General features: G+C 38.8%; 1 pseudogene. It reads right to left on the bottom strand.

Going from position 1 to position 255, the window contains the following annotated elements:
- Positions 1-255: pseudogene (locus tag SB756_RS32540) on the bottom strand (alpha-D-glucose phosphate-specific phosphoglucomutase); the annotation flags it as partial.

The following is a 255-nucleotide window of genomic DNA, read 5'->3' on the forward strand; positions in this document are numbered from 1 at the left end:
TGAAGGCGTAACAACAATGCCATCTGCAAGCTCATTAGGATTGCGTTTATTGTGACAAACAATTGCATGGCTAATAACAGGAGTTGGAGTAAAGTCGCCATCTTGATGAGTAATTACTTGTACTTCGTTAGCGACAAGCACTTCAATTGCAGAGTTAAAGGCAGCTTCACTAAGCGCATGAGTATCTTTACCTAAAAATAATGGCCCAAAAATATCGTTTTGTTTACGGTAATCACAAATGGCTTGTGTAATTGC

The sequence above is a fragment of the Pseudomonas sp. SIMBA_068 genome (assembly GCF_046534705.1).
GTDB lineage: Bacteria > Pseudomonadota > Gammaproteobacteria > Pseudomonadales > Pseudomonadaceae > Aquipseudomonas > Aquipseudomonas putida.